At 72.3% G+C, this 14,647-nt stretch carries 14 protein-coding genes; 5 read left to right on the plus strand and 9 right to left on the minus strand.

Annotation, left to right across the window (positions count from 1 at the left end; all coding sequences use genetic code 11):
- Positions 1–4 precede the first annotated feature (4 nt).
- Together ABZ444_RS14950 and ABZ444_RS14955 are read right to left on the minus strand one after the other, a co-directional pair.
- Positions 5–2,434 (minus strand): hypothetical protein, encoded by a 2,430-nt coding sequence (locus ABZ444_RS14950; protein WP_357996036.1) that lies wholly within the window; start codon positions 2,432–2,434, stop codon positions 5–7.
- Positions 2,427–3,719 carry a DUF4407 domain-containing protein gene (locus ABZ444_RS14955; RefSeq protein WP_357996227.1) on the minus strand — a complete coding sequence of 431 codons (1,293 nt, stop codon included), beginning with the start codon at positions 3,717–3,719 and terminating at the stop codon, positions 2,427–2,429. The genes ABZ444_RS14950 and ABZ444_RS14955 overlap by 8 nt, the downstream gene beginning before the upstream one ends.
- Before the next feature lie 248 nt (positions 3,720–3,967).
- Here ABZ444_RS14955 and ABZ444_RS14960 point away from each other — a divergent pair, with 248 nt between their 5' ends.
- Entirely contained in the window at positions 3,968–5,131 is a 1,164-nt protein-coding gene (locus tag ABZ444_RS14960) for a hypothetical protein (protein WP_357996039.1), read from the plus strand.
- A gap of 557 nt (positions 5,132–5,688) precedes the next feature.
- On the opposite strand, the gene ABZ444_RS14965 is transcribed toward ABZ444_RS14960, so the two are convergent.
- Entirely contained in the window at positions 5,689–6,351 is a 663-nt protein-coding gene (locus tag ABZ444_RS14965) for an SGNH/GDSL hydrolase family protein (protein WP_357996042.1), read from the minus strand.
- Between the two features lie 57 nt (positions 6,352–6,408).
- Positions 6,409–6,783: a hypothetical protein gene (locus ABZ444_RS14970; protein ID WP_357996045.1), complete on the minus strand. Its 375-nt coding sequence runs from the start codon at positions 6,781–6,783 to the stop codon at positions 6,409–6,411.
- A 46-nt stretch (positions 6,784–6,829) separates the two neighbouring features.
- On the opposite strand from ABZ444_RS14970, the gene ABZ444_RS14975 reads away from it, so the two are divergent.
- Positions 6,830–7,138, plus strand: a complete 309-nt coding sequence (locus ABZ444_RS14975; RefSeq protein ID WP_357996048.1) for a hypothetical protein — start codon at positions 6,830–6,832, stop codon at positions 7,136–7,138.
- Positions 7,139–7,302: 164 nt separating this feature from the next.
- Here ABZ444_RS14975 and ABZ444_RS14980 read toward each other — a convergent pair whose 3' ends face one another.
- Entirely contained in the window at positions 7,303–8,205 is a 903-nt protein-coding gene (locus ABZ444_RS14980; protein WP_357996051.1) for a phosphotransferase, read from the minus strand.
- A gap of 90 nt (positions 8,206–8,295) precedes the next feature.
- A complete protein-coding gene (locus tag ABZ444_RS14985) occupies positions 8,296–8,742 on the minus strand; it encodes a hypothetical protein (RefSeq protein ID WP_357996054.1) in 447 nt (148 codons plus the stop codon).
- Positions 8,743–8,980: 238 nt separating this feature from the next.
- Here ABZ444_RS14985 and ABZ444_RS14990 point away from each other — a divergent pair, with 238 nt between their 5' ends.
- Together ABZ444_RS14990 and ABZ444_RS14995 are read left to right on the plus strand one after the other, a co-directional pair.
- Complete coding sequence (locus ABZ444_RS14990; protein ID WP_357996057.1) at positions 8,981–9,922, plus strand: zinc-binding dehydrogenase; 942 nt, start codon at positions 8,981–8,983, stop codon at positions 9,920–9,922.
- Positions 9,923–10,172: 250 nt separating this feature from the next.
- Complete coding sequence (locus ABZ444_RS14995) at positions 10,173–10,556, plus strand: VOC family protein (protein WP_357996059.1); 384 nt, start codon at positions 10,173–10,175, stop codon at positions 10,554–10,556.
- A 40-nt stretch (positions 10,557–10,596) separates the two neighbouring features.
- On the opposite strand, the gene ABZ444_RS15000 is transcribed toward ABZ444_RS14995, so the two are convergent.
- The 3 genes from ABZ444_RS15000 to ABZ444_RS15010 all read right to left on the minus strand — a co-directional run bounded on the left by ABZ444_RS15000 (position 10,597) and on the right by ABZ444_RS15010 (position 13,832).
- A complete protein-coding gene (locus tag ABZ444_RS15000) occupies positions 10,597–11,181 on the minus strand; it encodes a TetR family transcriptional regulator (protein ID WP_357996062.1) in 585 nt (194 codons plus the stop codon).
- A gap of 26 nt (positions 11,182–11,207) precedes the next feature.
- Positions 11,208–12,734 (minus strand): MFS transporter, encoded by a 1,527-nt coding sequence (locus ABZ444_RS15005; protein WP_357996065.1) that lies wholly within the window; start codon positions 12,732–12,734, stop codon positions 11,208–11,210.
- 90 nt (positions 12,735–12,824) lie between these two features.
- Positions 12,825–13,832, minus strand: a complete 1,008-nt coding sequence (locus ABZ444_RS15010; protein WP_357996068.1) for a hypothetical protein — start codon at positions 13,830–13,832, stop codon at positions 12,825–12,827.
- A gap of 78 nt (positions 13,833–13,910) precedes the next feature.
- Between ABZ444_RS15010 and ABZ444_RS15015 the strand changes: the two genes are divergently transcribed.
- The gene (locus ABZ444_RS15015) at positions 13,911–14,501 is read left to right on the plus strand and encodes a TetR/AcrR family transcriptional regulator (protein WP_357996071.1); all 591 of its coding nucleotides are present in this window, start codon (positions 13,911–13,913) and stop codon (positions 14,499–14,501) included.
- The last annotated feature ends 146 nt before the right edge of the window (positions 14,502–14,647 follow it).

The following is a 14,647-nucleotide window of genomic DNA, read 5'->3' on the forward strand; positions in this document are numbered from 1 at the left end:
CCGGTCAGGGCAGGCCGAGGGTGAGGCGGATGCGCTGCACCGCCCGGCGGCAGCTCTCGGCCGACACCCCCAGCTCGCGCCGCGCCGCCGCCAGATCGACGTACGAGCCGACAGCGTCCGGGGTGCCGGCCACGTCGAAGGACTCGTCCTTGAAGGCGTCGCTGATGGTCATGTCGAGGAAGGCCAGCGCGGACAACCCGGTCACCGCCAGCCTGATCGGCTGTTCCTCGGGGCCGGCCGCGGCCGGCTGGTCCAAGGCGAGCTCGGCGAGTTCCTTCAGCGCGGGACGGAGCTCGCCGAGCCCGGCATCCGGCTCGAAGAAGCCGTCCAGCAGGCGGAGCCGGTCGAGCACCGCGCCCCATTCCGGGCTGATCGACGCGCCGGCGATCTGGCTCCGGGTGCCGATGACCGCCTCGTGGATCTCCTCCCGGATCAGCCGGTCGGCCAGTTGCGACAGGCGCAGCTCGTACTCGAACTCGATGTTGATCTCGACGAGCCGGCGCGCCACCCGGATGAGCTCGCGAGGCAGGCCGCCGGACAGCGCCAGGCCGAGCCGGACGAACGCGTCGGTGAATCCGGGCACGCGCCGCTGCAGCAGCTGCCTGGACAGCTCGAACGACAGGGGCTCCAGCGAGATGATCTCGTCGAAGGCGTTGTCGACGGGCGAGCGTCCGGCGATGGCGCGGCGCGCGAAGGCGGCGCCCAGCTCGTCGGCGACGGCGACGAGGAAGTAGCAGTTCACCGACCCGAAGACGGCCTTGACCTCGCTGAGGAACCGGGTGGCCTCCTCCGCCGAGCCGATCCGGTCGACCTCGTCGATGCAGATCAGCACCCGCCGGCCACGGGCGTGCTCGGTCCTGGTGACCTCCCCCAGGAACCTGCACAGGTGACCGACCAGCTCCGGCATCGTCCAGGGCAGGATCTTCAGCGCGACACTGCGGTTGAGCGCGGCCTGCAGCAGCGGCAGGCCGCCACCGGCCTGGGTGGTCGCGGTCTGCTCGGCCTGCAGGCGCCGGCAGTGCCGTCGAGCCTCCCTGACGAGCGGCGGTTCGGACTGCCACGACAGCCGCCGCCAGTCCCGCTTGGGCACGACGGCGACGATCAGCAGCAGCAGCGCGATCTGGACGAGCTGGTGGTCGCCGGCCCACCAGGACACGAACGCCTCCCGGAGCGCGGTCAAGTTCCCGCCGGCGAACGTGGCCGCCGCGTCGCCCATCCGGGCCAGCTCGGCGGCGAGCGTCCAGAGCAGGAGGGCGGTCAGCGCGCAGGCCAGCGCCACGCGTAGCATCGGCGCGCCGGCCACGCGCAGGTAGCGGAACAGGCTCCCGCGCCTCTTCAGCACGCTCGCGCGTTCGGCGCCGAACCCCTGGTCGGTGATGTACGCGGTGCACAGGCGCTGGAAGAGCTCGGTGAGGAACTCCTTCGGCACGTAGTGCACGGGCGCGGACACCACGACCGAGAACGTGGCTTCGCCCCCGCACAGCCCGTGCAGCAACGTGGTCTTGCCCGAGCCGCGTGGCCCGGCGACGGCGATGCTGGCCCCCTCCGACCGCCGCAGCGCCTCCTGGGCCCGGCGGGTGGCCCTTGTGGGCACCAACAGCCCAGGGTGGTACATCGCACGCAGCCGGGCGGTGTCCTGGACGAGCAGCCGCTTGCCCAGCGAAGGCTGCAGCAGCCGGTTGATCGTCTGGATCAGTTCCGGCATGACCGCGTTCTCCCGGGCGTCCTCCAGCCAGTGTCGCCGGGCCCGTGCCGCCTGGCCCTCCAGGCCGGCCACGGCGGGCAGGAGCAGGAACATCTTCGCCCGCCGGCTCAGCGGCCGGCCCGCGTGACTCACCGCCAGGATCCAGACCATGCAGGCGAAGACGCCCATGAGCAGGATCGAACCGAACGAGAACGGCAGCCCGACCGCGGGCGCCACGGCAGGCAGGGTCAGGCCGGCCGCGGCGGCGAGGCCGGCGAGCAGGAGTCTCGGCAGGCTGCGCGTGGCCCGGCCGGCCCGCCAGCTCAGACCGGCCACCGGGATCAGCGCCACCGCCGCGATCTGGCACAACAGCAGCAGCAACCCGGCCCATGAGTAGATCAGCAGCGACAGCGCGGCGATCAGCAGGAGCACCGTCCTGGTTGTCAGGAACCGCCGTAGGGCGGCCGGGCCGAATCCGGCGGCGAGCCGCTCGAAGTCCGTTCTGGCCCGAGTGCTCGCATGGGCGAGCCGGGCGAACTCGGTGTAGCTGTCGAGCGCGGCCGCGTCGCGGAAGGCCCGGTCCCTGCTGCTCTCCGCGAGCACCTGCGTCCAGTCGACGAGCTGGCGCACGGCCGTGGCGTGGGACGATTCGCGATCGACGTAGAAGCGGATGCGGGGGTCGTCCCGGCAGCCGCCGGCGAGCTCGTCCCAGGGGAACAGTCCCCGGGGCGCGGTCCTCGGCTCAGCCATCGCCGCCGTCCGCGGGCCGTGGACCGGCGGGGGCGCGGGCGTCCCTCATCGTGCGAAGCTCCCGGTCCTCCTGGGCCTGCCGATCCTCCTCGTCCGCGGCGGGTGCGGGGATGACCGGTTGCTCCCGCTGCTCCGGCTGGTGCGCCTCGCGCTCCCAGACCTCCTCGAGGGTGACCTGGTCGCCGTCGTGGTCCTGGGACGCGAGCCGCGCCTCGAACTCCCGCAGCGCCCTCCGCTCGTGCTCGGCCAGGATCTGCTCGTACACGCCCGGTCGTTGCATGAGCTTGACGGCCACCGGCAGGCACTCGATCAGCGTCAGGAACAGGAAGAGCAGCAGCATGACGGCGTACAACGTCCCGTCGCTGGCCGACAGCTCGTCGAGCGCCTGAAGCCGCAGGAGCAGGCCGCTGGAGCTGTGGTTGTCGGCGTCGAAGTTCGCGCGCAGCGCCGTGCGCTGCTCCAGACGCCGGTCGAGCTGGTCCTGGTAGCCGGGCAGGTCGGCGGTGGCCTCGGCCAGCCGGGCCCGCTTCGCCTGCTCTCCGGTCGAACTGAGGTGGCGCCTGCGGTCGTCGATCTGCCGGGTGAGCGTGTCGAGCCTGCTGCGGGCGGCCTGGTAGCCCTCCTGCGCCTTGCGGGCCTGCACCCCGTTTCCCCGCACCGGACAGGATTCGCCGCCGTAGAGCTGGCACTGCCATTCGTCGTAGTACCTGTCCGCCTCCCGCTGGGCTTCGGTGCGGGCTGCCAGCAACGTCGTCAGCTTCGGGTCGCGGGCCGGGTCGATCCCCGTCGCGCCAGCCGAGTTGATCACATTGCGCAGCTCGCGCACGACTTCGGTCAGGCGGGCGATCTGCGTGCCCAGGTCCCCCTCGGCGAGCTTCTGCTGGAACGCCTCCGAACGTTCCTGCTGGATGACGGCGATCCGCGCGTCGATCTCCGGTTCGAAGATATGCAGAACCAGCGGGGTGGCGATGACGATCCCCATCAGCAGGGACAACAGGACCCTGGGCAGGACGATCATGAACCGCCCCGGCCCGCGCAGGGACAGGGACGCGACCATCCACCGGTCCAGGCTCAGGACGAACAGCCCCCACATCAGCCCGGAGGTCACCGCGACGACCAGGTTGACGCCGAGCGCCGAGACCAGCGCGAACGTCATGGAGACGGAGGCCAGCAGGCTTGTGAGAAGCACGGCGCCGCCGACTCCCACGAATCTGTCGGAGTCCGTCGGGCACCGGGAGAGGATGTCGGGCCGGGCGCCCGCCAGGACGATCAGGAAGCGTCGCATCACCGCCCTCTCCGACCGGCGCTGCCGCCGTCCGTGTGAGCATCCTAATCCAGCGCACGGGCCTGGTATGAGAGCATGCGGCAATGTGCGAGGCGCTTTCCACCGCTGTCGCAGGACTCCCGCCGGGCCGGTCGCTCACCGTTCTCGCACCGGGGAGGGCCGGGGTCGCGGCCTTCCGTGTCGAGATCGATGACGTGGGCATACCGCGGCTCTCGCCGGCCGGCGGAACCCCGGGTACGGGCGACGACGTGCTCCTCGTCGACACCGCCCCGACGGAGCCGCACGCCCCGACGGAGCCGCAGGCCGCGGCGGCGCTGCGCCGGCTGCGCGCCAGGCACCCCGACGCCCCGGTCCTGGTCGCCACAGGTGCCGACGTGGGCGAACTCCTCACGCAGGCCATCGCCGCCACCCCGATCAGGCGCGCCCACGGCCTGCTCGCCGCCCAGGTCGACCCGGGCACCGGGCAGATCAGGCTCACCTCCAGGGTGCTGTTCGAGGCGGGCTCGCGGCGCGGCGACGTCGCGGCGCTGACCGTACGCGGCGAGGCCGAACACGGCCTGGTGTTCGCAGTGATCACCTCGGACGGTTCCACGCCCGTCCTGCTCTCGGCCAGGTCAGCGCCGCTGCGGCCGGGCCCGCACCGGGTCACGGCCAGGCTCCGGGGGCCGGGCGACGTCGAGTTCCTGGCGCCCGCCGGTCTGGTCCCCGACCCGCGCAGTGTGTCCGAGCTGATGGACGCGGTCCCGGCCGCGCTCGATCCCGTCGAGCCGGTGCATCTCGTCTGCGCGATCGAGGTCTCCGGGCCCGCCGCCCGCGTCGCCGCGCGGCTCGACTGCGCCGAGAAGGTCATCAGGACCGCGCACCGACGGCTCCCGCTGCCCGGGACGCTCCGCGTCGGCCTGCTGGCCTACGGAGGACACCGGTTCGACCGGCATGGCCGCCGCGAGGGCGTGGTCGTCACCAACTGGCTGGCCACGCCCGAGGAGGCCCTGGCCGCGCTGGGCTGGCTGGGCGCCGCCGAGCTCGGATACCCGCGTGCCGCCCAGGTCGAGGACATGCTGGCCGTGGTCGTCCGCCGGCTCGACGCCTCCGGCCGCCCGCGGCGGACGGCGCTGCTGGTCATCGGCGACCGTCCGCCGCACCCGCCGGGCCTGGGCGGGGAGGTAGCGCCGTGCCCGCGCCGGCACGACTGGCAGCGGCTGCTCGGCGACCTCGAACTGCGCCCGCACGTCACGCTCGCCGCCGTCCGCGACCAGCCGGGTTCGCCAGGTGGCGCCGCCTGGGCCAGGCTCGGGGCGGTCGCGCTCAAACCGCTCGACACGGTGGACCCCGACGCGCTGGGCGTCCAGCTCGGCCTGGTCGTGCCGACGCTGCGCCGGCTGCCGATCCCGCTGGTGGATCGGCACGCGTGAGGTGATCGGAATGTCGATCCGCCACGGCCAGGGCCGGTCGGCCGCCTGCCGGACAGCGCGCGTGCCGGCGACCGCCCGGTGCGACGATCCCCGCCGGGCCGGTCGCGCTGAACTGCGCCGGGACGGAGTATCCGAGCCAGTAGCCGTACAGCCTCCCGTCCGCCTGCGCGACAACCGCCCGCGCCGCGTCGTCGACCATCACCGACAGCAGCACGCAGTCCCATGTGGCAGCTGCAGAACCAGCACCACTGCCGTACCGGCGCTGCTGATGGGGCCGTGTCGACGGCCCATGCCGCGGCCGACGACGGCGACGGAAAGCGCCCCTGCCCGCACGCCTGCCCGCCGGGACGCCCCGGCCCGCCCGGACCTCCCGGACCGACCCAGATCATCCGGACCCCGCACACGCTGACGTCCGGGCTCAACACAGGAAGCGCCGCCTGCCCGGCGGGAACCGTCATCACGGGCGGTGGACTGGTGACGCCCCTCGGCGGCAACTCGTGGCGCCCGTCATGGCGTCGGCGCCGGTCAGCGAGCTCCGGCCGGGTCGCGAGGCGCGGTCACGCCACCAGGCGCAACCAGGCCGCCGCGAGTGCGGCGTGACCGGCCGGTGTCGGGTGCACGCCGTCCACGGCCCAGTGCTCCGGCCGGGTCGTCGCGGCGAGCTCGGCGAACATGCCGTCCGCGGCGAGCAGGTGCGCGCCGTACTGGCGGCCGAGCTCGCGCACGGCCTGGATCTTCGGGTCCAGGTCGGCGCGCCACTCCTTCCGCTCCTCCTCGCCGACGTGTGCGGGGCCGACCTCGACGAGGCCGCGAATCGGCAGGAGGAACGGTTCGATGAGGATCAGGGCGACGCCGGCCGCGGCGAGGGGCGCGAGCAGGCGGTCGTAACCTGCCGCGTAGTCCTCCGCGGTGATCACGTAGCCGTCGGGGTCGTACGTGTGCCAGCCCATGTCGTTGGCACCGACGAGGATCGACACCACGTCGGGGCGCGCGTCGAGCACGTCCGCCTGCCAGCGGGCTTCGAGATCCATCACCTTGTCGCCCCCGTTCCCGGCGTTCACCCAGGTCACGGGCCGGTCCGGGTGCCGGAGACCCCACTCCCCCGCGATGCGCAGCGGGTAGCCGGACCCGAGGCCCTCCTCGCTCTCCAGCCGCCGGCAGTCGGTGATGGAGTCGCCGGTGAACATCACGGTGCTGCCCGGGCGGAGGGTGATCGTCATGTGGTTCTCCTGGAGATCGGTTGAGGAAAGGTTCACATCGGTCGAGTGCCGCGCCGTTCAGCCGGCTCCGGATCCGGATCCGATCGCCGGACGACCGAACCAGCGGCTCGCGGCCCGCTCGAACCCCTCACGATCAGGGACGGGATCACCTGCCCAGGCGACCACGCCGTCAGGCCGGACGAGCACCGCAGCCGCTCCGAGGTCGTCCCTCGCCGGCCCGGCCGCGTACCGGAACCGGCTCTCCCATCCCGTCGCCGGCTCGCGCAGGCGTCGGTCGATGCTGAGGTCGAGTGCGACGCCTCGTCCGTCCCGCATCAGGTCGCCGAGGCGAGTGCCGTCCCCGAGACGGAGGTCCGGGGCGTTGCGGCCGGTCAGCGGGTGGTCGCCGCCGAGGTCGTAGCGGATCGACGATCCCGATGTCCTCTCGAACACGTAGGTCGTTCCGTCACGGGTGCCGATCAGGTCACGAACGACAGCGTTGCAGACCCGGGACCTGCCGATCCTGTCGCTGGTGGCGGTGAACGCCGCCGCGTACGCCGAGGCGCACGGGCGGCATCACGACTCGGCAGTGCTGCTCGGCGCCGCGTCCCGGCTGCGCGGGGCTCATGACCACACCGATCGGCAGGTCGGCGAGCTCGGCCGCCGAGGGCGGTCCGCGCTGGGCGAGGAAGCCTTCGCCGCGGCGTACGGGAAAGGCCGGCGACTGGACGGGAGGACGGCCGCGACCGAGGTCGACCCGGCCCGGCTGCGCGGAGAACGCGGGACGGCGCACCCGGACCCGGAGTGATCCGGCGCGGCACGCCGCTCGGATGCCTCGCGGACCGGGATCCGTGCGTCACCCGCCACCCGGCTCCGCCGCCTGCTCCGTCCAATAGGCGAGGTTGTGCCGGGTGAGCAGGGTGGCGGGGTGCTCGGCGCCCAGGACGCGTTCCGATCCGACCGGGTCAGCCGTCAAACGCCCTTCAGCACGCGATCAAGTGCCGCCCGGCCTGCGGGTCCCCAGTTCGGCTTGCCGCCGGGAAGGCCGCGATCTCCGTTCTGCCCCATGAGCATCAGGAAGAGGCTCTTCATGGCGGCCAGCCCGCGGGCGCGCCGGATCGCCGCCTGGTCCGCAAGCCCGTACGCGTCGAAGAACCGGGCGGCCGTGTCCGCGGGGAGCAGCACCCATGCGGCGGCGAGGTCCCACGCCGGATCGCCGGCGAACAAGGAACCGAAGTCGACGATGCCCGCGAGCGTTCCGTCCGAGACGACGACGTTCGCGGGATGGAGGTCGCCGTGCACCCACACCGGCGGGCCCTCCCACGCGGGGGCGGCGACCGCATCCGCCCACACGGCACGGACGGCGCCGACATCACCGACGGCGTCGGGGTCGACGGCCTGCAAGAACTGCTCGAAGCCGCTCGTGCACCTCTCGGGGGGAGCGCCGAGGTCCGCACTGGCCGGGGCCTCGGCGGGCGCCTCCACATGAAGCGCCCTGAGGAAGCCCGCCAGCGTGTCGGCCGCGTGGGCGCCCCTGCTGATCGAGCCGTGGTCCAGCGGCTCGCCGGGAACCCACGTCATCACGGTCCAGTGCTTGGGAAAGCGCCCGGACGGTTCGCCGAACCGTACAGGGACCGGCACCGGCAGCGGCAGGCGCGGGGCCAGCACGGGTAGCCACCGCCGCTCCTTGAGCTGGAACTCCGGGGTGGGGTCCATACGCTGCATGCGCACCGCCAACTCGTCCCCGAGGCGCCACATCTGGTTGCCCCAACCACCCGCCACCTCACGGACGGCCAGCCCGGCAAGGTCTGGATGTTGCTCCTGCAGCAAGTCGCGGACCAGGTCAGCGGTGATCTCGATCTCAGTGTCGGTCATGCGAAGCCACAGTACCGAGGCGGCAGGCGGAGCGGCTCTCGCCCTGACAGGGCAACCTGGCGGATCTCCCCTGGCGGGAAGGCCGCCCTCTCAGTCGATGCGCTGGCAGATCGTCACCGGCAGGCGCGGGGACCAGGTGCGGGTGGCCTCGTCGTAGGCCTGCGCGTAGCCGTTCTTGCTTCCGGAGCAGGGGGCGGCGATGGTCGTCTCCACGTAGATGGCGCCGCCGGGTGTGACGGGGTGGGTGCGGGCGATCACCCACCTGGAGAACTTCGTGACGCCGTTGTTGAACTTGACGGTCACGAAGACGCGGCGGTCGGCGGTGAAATTGCCGCCGGCGACCTTGAGGTGGTCGTTGAACGTGTAGGTGAACAGGAAGGAGCGCGCCCGCGCGAGGTCCTGGGCGTGGCTGGTGTCGTTGAGGTCGGAAGGCGAGGCCGGTGACGCGCTCGCCGCGTTGCTCATGGCCGGGACGGTCAGGGCGATGGTCGCGGCGGTGGCGGTCAGGCCGAACAGGGTGCGCAGGCTGCGGTTCATCGGAACCTCCTGTTGTATGGGGACTTGACCACCATTGAGCGGCAGGCCGCCTGCAACGCGCTTTCAATCCTCCGGACACAGCGAAGGGCCCGCCCGCCCCGGAGCACGGCCTGACCCGGCACCGCCACCAGCACGCGAAGTTCGGCCACGGAATGCATGAAGAATCTTCATGCATTCCGCCTCATCCACAAATCCCGCCCGCTACCTGCGTAACCGTGCGGCTCCTAGCGTCTACGGCATGAGAGCGATGATTGCCGAACGCCTTGGCGAACCCGATGTCCTGACCTCCGCCGACCTTCCCGACCCGGCGCCGGGCCCCGGCCAGATCCTCCTTGACGTCGAGGCCGCCGGTCTCAACTTCGCCGACGCCGAACGCCTGCGCGGCACCTACTTGCCGCCGCAACTGCCGTTCATCCCCGGCGGTGAGGTCGTCGGCCGTGCCCCGGACGGTCGCCGCATGCTCGCCTTCGCCGCCGGCGCCTTCGCCACCAAGGCGCTGGTCAAGGATCCGGTCGAGATCCCCGAGGACCTCTGCGCGGGTGTCGCGCTCGCCCTCCTGGTCCAGGGCTTGACCGCCTGGCACCTGCTGCGTACGGCCGCGCGGGTCCGCCCCGGCGAAACCGTCGTCGTCAACGCCGCCGCCGGAGGCGTCGGCCACCTGGCGATCCAGCTGGCCAGGGAGTTCGGCGCCGGACGGGTCATCGGGACCGCCTCCACCCCCGGCAAACGTGCCCTGGTCCTCCGGCTCGGCGCCGACGCCGCCGTCCCCGGCGAGGCCGACGGCTACGCCGAGCGCGTCCGCGAAGCCAACGGCGGCGCCCTCGCCGACGTGATCCTCGACGCCGTCGGCGGCCCCGTCTTCGAGGCGGCCCCTCATGTGCTGGCCCCCTTCGGCCGCCTGGTCGCCTACGGCACCTCCGGCGGGATCGACGCCGCCCCCATCGACCCCGGGATCCTGAGCGAGCGCAACATCGCCGTCGGCGGCTACTGGCTGGGCGCCCACCTGCGCCTCCCCGGCAGCCGTGCCGCCGCGCCGCTCCACGACCTGCTCGCCCTGGCCGCCGCGGGACGCGTCCATCCGATGGTGGGCGCCGAATACCCGCTCGACCAGGCCGCCACCGCCCTCACCGCGCTGACCGCCCGCCGCACCACCGGCAAGGTCATCCTCCGCATGACGTGAAGCCGTTCTGGAGCAGAAGCCCGCCCTCCGGGCCGGGCTTGTGGGCACCGATCGCAACCTGTAGGTTGCCATAAATGGCAACCTACAGGTTGCGAATAAGGGTGGCCTGATGCGGAGGGGCGGGCGTCGCTGGAGGAGCTCGGACGAGCCGGGCCCGCAACCGTCACGGATCTGGCGCGACGGTTGCCGCTCAGCCGCCAAGCGCCTCGGCCGGCCCGCCGAAGCGCGACACGAAAGGAGTCGAACAACAATGAGCAAGCCTGCATTCACCGCCGGCCTGAACATCGCCATGAAGATCCCCAAGGCACAGTACGAGGCCACTGTCGCCTTCTACCGCGACACCCTGGGTTTCGAGGTCAAGGAGGATGACGTCTCCTACGCACCGACCGTCTCGAGAACCCATTCGGTGCGGTTCGGCCCCAATACGCTGTGGCTCGACTGCGTCGACAACTACAGCCGGCCCGATCTGTGGCTGCAATTGCACACCGATGACCTGGACGCGGCAGCGGCCCAATTGGCCGACCTCGGTATCCACCCGTGTGACGAGGTCGAACCCCTGGAGGGTCTCGATTCCCGAACCCACTGGATCAGGAACCCGGCCGGTGTCGTGCATCTCCTCGCGGAGTCCGGCTGATCCCGATGTCGCGAGGAGGCGTCCCTCCTCGGCCACCAGCTCAGTTGCGGACGGCTCGTTGCAGGACGGCTTGGATGTGAGCCGGGTCGGCGGGCACGTTGTCGAGGAGGATCGCGGTGCACAGCCCGTCGGAGGCCGCGACGAGGGCGGCGACGGCCGCGGGGTCGTCGGTCAGCGTGGTGGCGAGTTCGGCGATGTTCTGCCGCCAGCGTCGTGCCACGGGTCGCAGTGCGGGGCGGCGGGCGGCCAGGGTCGCCAGCTCGCGTTCGGCCAGGGCGCGTTCACGTCCGGAGCCAGCGGATTCGGCGATGAGGTGGGCCAGGCCGCTGAGCTTGTCGCCGGGTTTGTCGATGATGTCGCGGATGCTGGCGGTGTAGGCGTCGGCGACCGTCGTCAGGGCGGCGACGAGCAGGTCGTCGAGGGTGGCGAAGTAGTAGATGCTCAGGGACGTCGTGGTGCCGGCCTGCTTGGCGACCGTGCGATGGGTGACGCCGGCCGCGCCGTCGCGGGTGACCACGGCAAGGGTGGCCTCGATGATCTCGGCGCGCCGTTTCTCGCCACGCGCGCGGCGTCCGTCGACGTGCTCGCTGTCGTCGGCGGTGTCGTCCTTACTGCTCCTCGGCACGACGTCCAGGATAGTCGGACCATCGTTCAGACGCCGGTGTCGCGGTTCTGCGTCTCCCCGAGCGCGGGCACGTGACGCAGCATCCCTAGACACAGCGCCGTGGCGGCGGCGATGGCGACCCCCGCGACCAGGGAAGCGACGTTGAGCCCGGTGGTGAAGGCCCGCTGGGCCGCCTCGACGGTCCCGGGCGGAAGGCTGTCGGTGATCACCGCGGTCGCGTTCAGGCTGTCGGTGAGGGCGCTGGAGCTCTCCGGCGTCAGACCTTCGGGCACCGTCACCCGATTGCGGTAGACGGCGGTGGTGAGGCTGCCGAGCAGGGCGACGCCGATGGCGATGCCGAGTTCCTGCACCGTCTCGGAGATCGACGCCGCCGACCCGGATCGCGCTGCCGGCACCGCGCCCACCACCATGTCGGTGCCCAGGGCGGCGAGGGCGCCCAGCCCGAGATAGACGAACGTGAAGCCGACCGCCACGGACACCTCGTCGTCGAGTCCCGCGGTGGCGAGCAGCGCGTAGCCGGCGAGGGACGCCCCGAGGGCGGCGCCCATGACCGAGCCGGGGCGGAAGCGCCGGGCGACCAGCGGAGCACCGATGGCGGCGGCGAACATCGCCAACGCCGGCGGCCCCATCCAGAGCCCTGCTTCGAAGGGCGTGAGCCCCTCGACGAGCTGAAGGTACTGCGTGACCAGGTACATCGAGCCCCCGACTCCGACCAGGCCGATGAGCAGCACGCCCAGGGCCACGACGAAGGCCCGGTTGCCGAACAGTGCCACGTCCAGCAGCGGATCGGGGAGGTGGCGTTGGCGGCGTACGAACACGATCGCGGCCAGAACGCCCGCCACCGCACAGAGGAGGGCCGGGCCGCCGGGACCGTCGGAGGCGATGTGCTTGACGGCGTAGATGACCGGAAGGATCGCCGCCAGGGACAGGCCCACGCTGACCAGGTCGAGCCGGCCGCTGGACGGGGCCACGTACTCGGGTAGCAGGGCGCGCGCCCCGGCCAGGACGACGACGGCGACGGGCACCGCCGCCAGGAACGGCGCTCCCCACCAGAAGGCGTCCACCAGAGCTCCGCCCACGATCGGCCCGGCGGCCATGCCGAGCGCGAACATCGTGGCCCAGACCCCGATCGCGACCGCGCGCTGACGCGCGTCGGGGAACATGTTCGAGATCAGCGACAGCGTGGAGGGCATGAGCGTCGCCCCGGCCACCCCCAGCAGGGCTCGCGCGAGGATCAGCAGCTCGGCCGTGGGGGCGAACGCGGCGAACACCGAGACCGCGGCGAAGGCGATCACCCCGGCCTTCAGCAACCGGCGCCGCCCGATCCGGTCGCCCAGCGTGCCCATGGTGATCAGGAACCCGGCGACGAGGAACCCGTAGGCGTCCATGATCCACAGCAGTTGGGTGGCCGACGGTGACAGGTCGGCCGCCATGCTCGGCGCCACCAGGTACAGGACGGTCACGTCCAGCCCCAGCAGCACCGTCGGCATGGCCAGCAGTCCCAGGCCCGCCCACTGGCGCGTCCCTGCTCGCGTGAACTGTTGCTGCGTCATCAGGTCCCCCTCGCTCCCATCATGTTGAACGCTAGTACAACTTGTACGAACGTTCAATATGATGGATGCGACGGGCGCGCGGAACCCGAGTCAGCGATCGCCGTGCGCGCCGGTGAGGGTGGCGCCGATCTCCGCCATCCGCTCGGCCGCGTAGCCGGAGTCGATCAACGCCTCGGGGGTGTGGAGGCCGGGCGGCACGGGGGCGCCGCGCAGGCCGAGCAGGCGCTCGACGCCGAGGGCGACGCCGAGCGCCGTCAGGGGGCGCTGCCCCTCCGGGTGGAAGAGGTAGCGGCTCGTCCTGAGCGGCGCGCCCGCGTGGTCCACGCCTTCGAGGTCGATCCTGACCTCCGCGGACGCCGGACCGCCGCGCCGCCTGCCCGCCGATTCACCGACCGCGAACGCGAAGCGGACGTTGGGCGCGCCCGTCGCGAGGGCCAGGCTCGGCACGTCGAGGATGGGGACGATCCGGCCGGGCAACACGGTGCCGTCGATGTCGGTGACCTCCACCTCCACGTCGGAGCCGCCGATCCAGCGGAAGACGCCGTCGCGGCGGACATGCCCCGCCGAGGCGGCGGCCAGCAGGCGTTCCATGTCCGCGATGGCCGCGGGGCCGCCGCTGTCCCGTTCGTCCAGCACGCCGCCGACCTCGATGGTGTCGAGCCGGTCGAACTCCCCGGCCAGGCCGAGCACCGCGAGGACGACGAGCCCCGCGTACCAGTGGCCGGCCAGCAGGATCGGCGCCGCGCCGGCCCGCAGTCCGGCGGCGACGACCTCGGGGCCGACGTCGACCAGGCCGCTGGAGATGCCGACGTACGGCAGGCCACGGTCCTGCGCGAAACGCAGTCCGTTCAGATGGCTGTCCCACACCGTCGCCACGACCGCCGAGTAACCATCGGCCCCCCGGAGGCCGAGGTCCCCTCGGCGCAGGTCGATGGTCGCGGCTGTCGCGCCGCCGAGCTCGTCGGCGACCCGCCGGGCGCGGCCGAGATCGCGGCCCGCGATCGTCAGCGGCAACTCCGGGTACCACCGGCGCAGCAGGGCCGCGGTGCCCGCGCCCGCCTGGCCGGATCCGCCCATGATCAGTACGGAGTGTTCCATGGTGATGTCCTCCCGCTAACCTACATTCTGTAACTTACATTTTGTAGCTTAAGCTGGGAGGCGACGCAAGGGAGGACGATGACCACGGGATCAGCTCGCCTGTCCAAGCCGGCCAGGCGGGAGCAGCTGCTCGACACCGCCATGACGATCGTGCGCGCCCACGGCACCGACAGCCTCACGCTGCTCAGCCTGGCGGAGGCCGCCGGGGTCAGCAGGCCGGTCGTCTACGACCACTTCGGCACCCGTCCCGGCCTGCTGATCGCGCTCTACCGGCGGCTCGACGAACGACACCGGGCCGCCTCGGAGAAGGCTCTGCGCGACGCCCCGGCCGTCCCCCGCGAGATCGCGCGCGTCCTGAGCGCGGCCTACTTCGCCTGCGCCACCGACATGCCGGAGTGGACGGCCGTCTCGGCCGCGCTCAAGGGGAGCCAGGAGATGGAGGCGATCGAGCGCGAGCTGCTCGACGACTACACGGACCTGATGGCCACCGCCCTGCGGCCGTACTCCGGGCTCACGCGGGAAGCCCTCCGGCTCCGCTGCGTCGGCGTGCTGGGCGCGGCCGAGGCGATCGCCGCGGAGCTGAACCGGGGGCGCGCCACCGTCGCCACGGCCATCGCGGCGCTGACGGACCTGACCGTCGGCAGCATCGAGGCCGCCACCCAGGACTGACGCCGTCGCGGGGTCAGCACTTGACCGTGAGCGTGGGGCCGGTCAGCACGGTGGTGCCGCTGGTGACCACGCGGGGTCCGGCCGCTGCCAGTGCGGGATATCGGGGATCTTCGTCTTCCTCTGCAGCCGGCGGTGGGCTGACCGGA

The sequence above is a fragment of the Nonomuraea sp. NPDC005730 genome, assembly GCF_040630865.1.
Classification (GTDB): Bacteria; Actinomycetota; Actinomycetes; order Streptosporangiales; family Streptosporangiaceae; genus Nonomuraea.

What these genes read in the sequence shown, in the direction of transcription:
- ABZ444_RS14950 (WP_357996036.1), bottom strand. Translation starts at nt 2,434, where the DNA reads ATGGCTGAGCCGAGGACCGCGCCCCGGGGACTGTTCCCCTGGGACGAG.
- ABZ444_RS14955 (WP_357996227.1), bottom strand. Translation starts at nt 3,719, where the DNA reads ATGCGACGCTTCCTGATCGTCCTGGCGGGCGCCCGGCCCGACATCCTC.
- ABZ444_RS14965 (WP_357996042.1), bottom strand. Translation starts at nt 6,351, where the DNA reads ATGACGATCACCCTCCGCCCGGGCAGCACCGTGATGTTCACCGGCGAC.
- ABZ444_RS14980 (WP_357996051.1), bottom strand. Translation starts at nt 8,205, where the DNA reads ATGACCGACACTGAGATCGAGATCACCGCTGACCTGGTCCGCGACTTG.
- ABZ444_RS14985 (WP_357996054.1), bottom strand. Translation starts at nt 8,742, where the DNA reads ATGAACCGCAGCCTGCGCACCCTGTTCGGCCTGACCGCCACCGCCGCG.
- ABZ444_RS14990 (WP_357996057.1), top strand. Translation starts at nt 8,981, where the DNA reads ATGAGAGCGATGATTGCCGAACGCCTTGGCGAACCCGATGTCCTGACC.
- ABZ444_RS14995 (WP_357996059.1), top strand. Translation starts at nt 10,173, where the DNA reads ATGAGCAAGCCTGCATTCACCGCCGGCCTGAACATCGCCATGAAGATC.
- ABZ444_RS15005 (WP_357996065.1), bottom strand. Translation starts at nt 12,734, where the DNA reads ATGACGCAGCAACAGTTCACGCGAGCAGGGACGCGCCAGTGGGCGGGC.
- ABZ444_RS15010 (WP_357996068.1), bottom strand. Translation starts at nt 13,832, where the DNA reads ATGGAACACTCCGTACTGATCATGGGCGGATCCGGCCAGGCGGGCGCG.
- ABZ444_RS15015 (WP_357996071.1), top strand. Translation starts at nt 13,911, where the DNA reads ATGACCACGGGATCAGCTCGCCTGTCCAAGCCGGCCAGGCGGGAGCAG.